A 1,260-nucleotide genomic window follows, 5' to 3' on the forward strand; every position below is an offset into this window, starting at 1 on the left:
TGGATGTAGTTAAGCTGGTTAATAAAGTTAAAAAGCAAGGGGCGCTTCAGGAAAATCATCCCCAGCTACAAGGTTCTTTAAATGTTAGGAACCCTTATACTGATCCGTTACATTATTTGCAGGCGGAGCTGTTGAGGCGTGACCGTTTAGCCGAGCGAAGCTCTGAAGGTAAGCAAGAGCGTGATTTAGTTGAAACAGCTTTAAAAGTAACGATGGCCGGTATCGCTGCTGGAATTCGAAATACGGGCTAGTTCAGCTCTTGTGTTTGAATCGACTGCGTAAGCGTTTGCAACGAAGTTCTTAAAAACGTAAGCGTGTGAAGTGGTGTAGAGTTATTTTTGCGGATAGCTCTACACTCGGTAAGTATTCCGTCACGGCGCCACCAAAAGTTCTTGCTCCGTTTATCAATTAATACTTAGGTAAATCATTGTGCCCATAGCTTCCAGACTAAACCAGTTTATCAATCACAAGGGATTGATCTGTCAGCAGATTCATCACGCTCGCAGTTTAAGTTTTGCACAAGCCCTGGAGCAGGCACAGGCGATTCCGGAAATGAGTGCAGTACCTGTTACTTTACTCGATGAGGAAGGCCCGGCGGTTGCGGTGATCCCCTTTGGCACAAAATTGGATATTGAATTAATTAATGACTCATTGGGTAGATCTTTTCAAATTTTAAGTGATGAAAACTCACGAAAGCTATTTAAGGATTGTGAAACCGGGATGTACCCGATTCTCGCAACTGCTTATGGTTTGCCGATTATTCTAGATACGAGTTTACTGGAACTGGAGTTTGTATTCTCTGCTAGTGGTTGCTCAAGCACCTTATTAAAGATTCCCGGTCCGTCTTTTCGTATGGCAATGAATGGCGCGATTAAGGCAAAAGTTTCTATTTGGCTTGCGGGTGAGGAGCCTAAGTCAGGATCGGGGCAGAAGGTTTCAAATTTGCCTCATAATGCGGGCTTGACCCTAGATGGCATTGCGAAGAAGTTAAGTCGTTTATATAAGTTACCACCAATGCCAGAAACTGCTATACGAATCATGCACCTGACCAGCGACCCCGATGCTGATGTATTTCAATTGGCTGAGGTGATAGAGCGAGATCCGAGTCTAGCCTCACAGGTGATGCGTTATGCCCGGTCAGCGTTGTTTTCTTATCGAGGCGAATTAACGTGTGTAAAAGATGCTGTGAATATCGTGCTAGGTTTTGATCGTGTATCTCAGCTATCGATGGGTTTAGCGGCAGGAAAAGCTTTCAATATA

2 protein-coding genes are annotated in these 1,260 nt (G+C 44.3%); both read left to right on the top strand.

What is annotated here, in order from left to right; genetic code table 11:
* Positions 1-251, top strand: a 251-nt coding sequence (locus A3757_RS23170; protein WP_156506512.1) for a phosphoenolpyruvate carboxylase, incomplete at its 5' end; no start/stop codon positions are given.
* A 178-nt stretch (positions 252-429) separates the two neighbouring features.
* On the top strand, positions 430-1,260 hold an 831-nt coding region (locus A3757_RS23175), incomplete at its 3' end, for an aminoacyl-tRNA deacylase and HDOD domain-containing protein (RefSeq protein WP_156506513.1).

This window comes from Oleiphilus sp. HI0117 (assembly GCF_001635235.1).